The organism is Clostridium liquoris (assembly GCF_002995785.1).
GTDB lineage: Bacteria > Bacillota > Clostridia > Clostridiales > Clostridiaceae > Clostridium_AO > Clostridium_AO liquoris.
In genome coordinates this window covers 81404-87606 of record NZ_PVXO01000052.1, presented here as the reverse complement: position 1 = coordinate 87606, position 6203 = coordinate 81404, and the positions used below count along the sequence as shown (strand labels likewise).

5 protein-coding genes and 1 riboswitch are annotated in these 6203 nt (G+C 32.7%); of the genes, 4 read left to right on the top strand and 1 reads right to left on the bottom strand.

Translation table 11 applies throughout. The annotated features are described in order from the left end of the window. The 4 genes from CLLI_RS10120 to CLLI_RS10105 all read left to right on the top strand — a co-directional run. Positions 1-716: carbon starvation CstA family protein (locus CLLI_RS10120; RefSeq protein WP_146127090.1), on the top strand; the 716-nt coding region annotated here is incomplete at its 5' end. A gap of 166 nt (positions 717-882) precedes the next feature. Further along, positions 883-1434: an ECF transporter S component gene (locus CLLI_RS10115; RefSeq protein WP_106064094.1), complete on the top strand. Its 552-nt coding sequence runs from the start codon at positions 883-885 to the stop codon at positions 1432-1434. Between the two features lie 160 nt (positions 1435-1594). Then, a riboswitch (glycine riboswitch) is annotated at positions 1595-1688 on the top strand. Positions 1689-1789: 101 nt separating this feature from the next. Further along, positions 1790-3202, top strand: a complete 1413-nt coding sequence (locus CLLI_RS10110; protein WP_106064093.1) for an alanine/glycine:cation symporter family protein — start codon at positions 1790-1792, stop codon at positions 3200-3202. Between the two features lie 348 nt (positions 3203-3550). Continuing rightward, positions 3551-4999 (top strand): NCS2 family permease, encoded by a 1449-nt coding sequence (locus tag CLLI_RS10105; protein WP_106064092.1) that lies wholly within the window; start codon positions 3551-3553, stop codon positions 4997-4999. Between the two features lie 67 nt (positions 5000-5066). On the opposite strand, the gene CLLI_RS10100 is transcribed toward CLLI_RS10105, so the two are convergent. After that, complete coding sequence (locus tag CLLI_RS10100; RefSeq protein WP_170063702.1) at positions 5067-6086, bottom strand: GGDEF domain-containing protein; 1020 nt, start codon at positions 6084-6086, stop codon at positions 5067-5069. Positions 6087-6203 lie beyond the last annotated feature (117 nt).

Genomic DNA, 6203 nt, shown 5'->3' with positions numbered 1-6203 from the left:
AGTCACCATTAATGGCAAGATGTGTAACCAGTGAAAAGCAAGGTAGAAGAATATTTTATGGAGCTATGGTAGCAGAAGGAATAGTAGCTTTAATTTGGGCAGCAGCAGCTATGAGCTTCTTCGCAGGGCCTCATGGAACAGATGGAGTTGCAAAATTAAATGAAGCTATGGTAGCTAATAATAATAATGCAGCATGGGCAGTAAATACTATTTGTAATTCACTACTTGGGAAAGTAGGAGGAGCTCTTGCCATACTTGGTGTTGTAGCTTGCCCAATAACTTCAGGAGATACAGCTTTTAGAAGTGCAAGACTTACCATAGCAGATTCAATTAACTTTAAACAGGAAAAAATCAAAAATAGATTAATGATTAGTATACCTTTATTTGTTATTGGCTACGTATTAACACAAGTAGATTTTAACGTTATATGGAGATACTTTGGATGGTCAAATCAGGCATTAGCTACAGTAGTGCTTTGGACATCGGCTATGTATTTAGTTCATATTGGTAAGAATCATTGGCTTGCAAGTATACCAGCAGTATTTATGACAGCAGTGAGTGTAACTTATATTATAGTTGCACCAGAAGGATTTAAAATGTCAACAGCAATAGGATATCCTGTTGGAATCATAGTATCAATAATAGTACTTGCAATATTCTTAATGTCAGCGAAGAAGAGAACTGATAAAGCAAACTCAGTTTCTGAAACAGCTTAAAAATCAATTGCCTTTCTAGATAATATAAGCAAAACATTCTATCTTTGGTAGGGTGTTTTGCTTTATATATTTACCATAAAACTGTACCCATACATTTTGAAATATTTATATAGTTGTTTATAATAGCAATAAAGATAAAATTGCAATAAGGAGATGGATAAATGCTATGGAAAATAAACTGGGGAGTAAAATAACAACATCAGATATGGTGTATATTGCACTAATGATGGCAGCTACTTGTGCTGTTACTATGACTATAAGAATACCTACTTTTATAGGATACACTCACTTAGGAGATAGTATGGTATTTTTAGCAGCTATAATTCTTGGAAAAAGAAATGGTACCATAGCGGCAGCATTAGGTATGTCTTTGGCAGATATACTTGGAGGTTATGCAGTGTGGGCACCATTTACATTAGTAATAAAAGGTGCTATGGCCTATATTGCTGCAAGAATAGCTTATAGAGATAATTATTATGGAAATAACTTAAAAAACAATATATTGGCTTTTGTTTGTGCTGGAGTATGGATGGTTGGAGCTTATTATATAGCTAATGTCATAATTACAAGATTTGTTTATGTACAGACTGCAAGCTTAAGCGAAAGTTTAACAATAGCTTTAGCAGAGGTACCAGGGAATATTATTGAGGTGGTAGTGGGCATAGCATTAGCTCTTCCATTGGCTAAAGGATTAAATAACTATATTCATAGGAAATAATGAATGTAAGCAAAAAAGCCTATTGCATTTTTAATATATAAGTGCTAAAATTATAAATAATTTGATAAGGAAGTTCGGATGAAGGTAACAGGAGAGAGGCGAAAGCCCACCGAAGATGTTAATCTTTCAGGTACCATTATTTATGGGGAGGACTGTTATTGGACGAAACTCTGGAGAGACTCTTAAATGAGCACCGAAGGAGCAAGTTGGGATATCCCAATGAAACTCTCAGGTAAAAGGACAGAGAATAGAACTGTAATCCAGAGGTCTATCATTTTTTTGAGAAGACCTCTATTTTATTTGCGTTGTATCTATTCATCCTCTGTCCAAACTAAAATAATAGGAGGATGGGAAAGTGGAAAAATTAATTCAAATCTTTAGCAAAATCGATTCAATAGTATGGGGGGCACCTCTACTAATATTACTTGTGGGTACAGGAATTTATTTAACTGTACGTCTAGGATTTCTTCAAATAAGAAAACTTCCATTAGCATTTAAATATCTTTTTTCAAAAGAAGATGAGGATAGCCAAGGAGTAGGAGATGTAACTAGTTTCCAAGCTTTGTGTACTGCTCTTGCAGCAACAATCGGTACAGGAAATATTGTAGGTGTGGCTACAGCAATTAAAGCAGGAGGACCTGGAGCTTTATTTTGGATGTGGGTGGCGGCATTCTTTGGAATGGCTACCAAATATGCAGAGGGTTTACTTGCGGTAAAGTATAGAGTAACAGATAAAAATGGTCAAATGTCCGGCGGACCAATGTACTATATAGAAAGAGGATTGGGAAATAAATGGCTAGCAAAGATCTTTGCTGTATTTGGAATAGGTGTAGCTTATTTTGGAATAGGTACCTTTGCCCAAATCAACGCTATGTCTGATTCATTAATGGATTCCTATGGTGTGCCTGTTATAGTTACAGGAATAATAATTACAATTTTAGTGGCTATGGTTACTTTAGGAGGAATAAAGAGTATTGCCAAGGTATCAGAAAAAATAGTCCCTTTTATGGCTATACTTTATATGGCTGCCTCATTGGTAATATTGGCAGTAAATATTAAACTAGTACCAGCAGCAATAGCATTGGTCATTAATAGTGCCTTTAAGCCTACAGCAGCTGTAGGTGGATTTTTAGGTGCTACGGTTAGGCAGGCTATACAAAATGGTGTAGCTAGAGGGGTATTCTCTAATGAATCTGGACTTGGAAGTGCTCCAATTGCAGCAGCAGCGGCAAAAACTAAATCCTGTGTACGTCAAGGACTTATATCTATGACAGGTACTTTTATTGATACTATAGTTATATGTACCATGACAGGAATAACTTTAATTCTTACAGGAACTTGGAAATCAGATTTAGCAGGAGCTGCTATGACTAATGCAGCCTTTACTAATGGAATGCCAATTGCATCATTAGGTAAATTTATAATAACTGTGGGCCTTTTATTCTTTGCATTTACTACAATACTTGGATGGAACTACTATGGAGAAAGATGTACGGAATATTTATTTGGAGTTAAGGGCATAAAACCTTATAGATATATATTTATTGGAATAGTTGCAATAGGAGGACTTTCTATATTAAAGTTAGATTTAATATGGGTAATTGCAGATATAGTAAATGGTCTTATGGCTATACCAAATCTAATAGCTCTTGTTGGGCTTAGCGGCATAGTAGTAAGTGAAACTAAGATGTATTTTACTAAGATAAAAAATAATCAATGGGTAGAAGATGAGCCAGTAGAAGAATTAAAAAAGGCAGCGGTTAGGTAGGTAATAGGTAAGAAGTAATAAGTAATAAGTAATGTGAAAAGATGAAATCAGCAGGGCTGATTTCATCTTTTTTTAGAGTACAGAGCAGCAAAGATTCAAATAATAAAGTATAAATTATAAATAAGGTTAGAATTTTTTAATTTGTAAAAAAATTCTTTCATTATCTATTATCTATTACTTAAAAAACGAACATTATATAATAAGCTATCCAAAGATGTGCATTATACACGAACGTTTCTTGGATGAAATAAAAAAGTGTATTGACTTGCTATTTTAAAAATGTTAATATTATATTGTAATAATAATATTAATATTCGTAATGGCATAAACATTAATGGAGGTATTATAATGGATCAGTTGAAACAAAAGAATGTTAATGGTAATAATGGGAAAGCTTCATTTTTAAATTCTTTCTTTAAGCTATCAGAAAACAATACAACAGTTAAAACAGAAATTATAGCAGGAATAACAACTTTTATTACAATGGCTTATATAATATTTGTAAACCCAGGGGTATTGATGCAGGCAGGTATGAATGAACAGGGCCTTTTAGGAGATGCAGCAGTAAAGGCGGGAATTAATGCATTAAATGATAGTGTGGTTGCTGCGGTATTTGCAGCTACATGTATTTCAGCAGCTATAGGAACTTTTATAATGGGATTCTATGCTAATGTGCCTTTTGCTCAGGCACCAGGTATGGGATTAAATGCATTTTTCACATTTAGTGTTTGTTTAACATTAGGGTATACATGGCAGCAGGCTTTAGCAGCAGTATTTATATCAGGAATATTGTTTATAATAATTACTCTTACTTCATTAAGAGAAAAAATAGTGGATGCAATACCTCAAAACCTAAAACTTGCAATTTCAGGTGGAATAGGTTTATTTATTGCTTTAATTGGATTTAAAAGCGGAAGCATTATAGTTGCAAATCCAGCTACTTTGGTTGGATTTGGTAACTTTACGGATCCTCATACTATATTGACATTAATAGGTATTACAATTACAGCAATATTGATGTCGAGAAATATTAAAGGCTCTATATTAATAGGAATTCTCTTAACTACTTTGGCAGGTATTCCACTGGGCATAACAAAGTTAGTTCCTTTACACAATCTTGTAAGTGCACCACCTTCTATTGCGCCTACTTTTTTAAAACTAGATTTAAAAGGTTTATTGAATATTGGAAATAGTGGAATAGCAGGAGCCATATTAAATGTTTTAATGGTAGTTATATCCTTTAGTTTAGTTGATATGTTTGACACAATAGGAACTCTTGTTGGTACAGCTCAAAAAGCTAACATGCTAGATGAAAATGGAAGAATGAAGAATATGAATAAAGCTCTTATGGCAGATGCAGTTGCCACTGCTTCAGGAGCATTACTTGGTACAAGTACTGTTACTACTTATGTGGAATCTACTGCAGGTATTTCACAAGGAGGAAGAACTGGATTAACCTCCGTGGTAACAGGGATATTGTTTTTACTAGCTATGTTCTTTACTGGACTAGTTGGTATTGTCCCAGCAGAAGCTACAGCTCCGGCTCTTATAATAGTAGGAGTTTTAATGATGGGAGCAGTAACAAAAATAAATTTTGATGATTTTACAGAAGCATTACCAGCTTTCTTTACCATAGCAATTATGCCATTTAGTTATAGTATAGCTAATGGAATAGCATCAGGATTAATATTCTATCCAATAGTAAAACTGGTTACTGGAAGAGGAAAAGAAGTTCATCCAATAGTGTATGTGTTGGCAATATTGTTTATAATTAGATTTGCTATATTACCTAAATAACTGCCCAAAGTTATATATGAAAATCAAAAATAAGGCTTTACTTGGTAAGGCCTTATTTTCATATTTGTTAAGGGTTGGAAGAAAGTAATGAACTGTTATAAAACTTAAAATAGCTTCCACCTTGTCTCTTTGCATCATACATTGCTTTATCAGCATGCTTAAGCAGAGTAGTAATATCAGCACCGTCCTCAGGGTAAATGCTTATACCAATGCTTGAGGTAAGTAATATTTCTTTGCTTCCGCATTTAAAAGGTACACCAAGGCTTTTTACAATTCTATCAGCTATTTTTGTTATATCACTTAACCTATCTTTTATCTTTAAAAATATTATAAATTCATCTCCACCAAGTCTAAAAACTGTATCATTATTTCTGATATTACCTTTTAGTCTAGATGAAAATTCTTTTAATATACAATCACCAACTTCATGACCTAAGCTGTCATTTATACATTTAAAATTATCTATATCTAGAAACATAATAGAAAATGCATAATTATATTTTTTAGCCAAGTCCAGTTCTTCATTAAGTTTTTCTGTCAAAAATCTTCTATTAGGCAGTGTAGTAAGAGGATCATGATAGGCCATGAACTTCCAGTTAAATTTTTTTAAATTATCTATATTATATGTCATTATTTTAGTTTGTTTGTTTTCATTACAAATGGCAAAAAAAACAGCAAATTCACCCTGCTTAGGAGAAAAAGCATTTATCTTGAGTTTTTTATTTAGTACTGTAGAATAAGTTACAAAACTTATAGCTTTTCCCACTAAAGCAACTTCACTAAATATATTAATCAATGTGTTTAAAATACCTAAATGGTTGGAAAAGGATTTCCGTAAGCTTTTTCCTAATATATTCTCTTTTTTTATCGAAGTTATATTCTCAAAACCTTTGTTAACATTAACCAATATAGCATCATAGGGTTTATTCTCACTATCAAGAACTATTTTGCATAAAGCAAAACCCTCTATTAGAAGATCTAACATACTATCAATAGGTGATGCATCTAAATTTACATAGAAATCCTTTTCTTTTAGTGTATCAATTACAATATTCGATTGTATTGATTCATTAATATAGCCTAACATAAATTTATCCCCCCAAGTAAACGAATAACAAATATAATAAGATGTTATCCATAATATACACATTTTACCACCAAATCCATACAATTTAAAGGTAAATTGATAAAAATATTTTGTAAT

Bases quoted from the DNA above. Each gene is read 5' to 3' on its own strand.
- CLLI_RS10115 (WP_106064094.1), top strand. From the start codon at position 883: ATGGAAAATAAACTGGGGAGTAAAATAACAACATCAGATATGGTGTAT.
- CLLI_RS10105 (WP_106064092.1), top strand. From the start codon at position 3,551: ATGGATCAGTTGAAACAAAAGAATGTTAATGGTAATAATGGGAAAGCT.
- CLLI_RS10100 (WP_170063702.1), bottom strand. From the start codon at position 6,086: ATGTTAGGCTATATTAATGAATCAATACAATCGAATATTGTAATTGAT.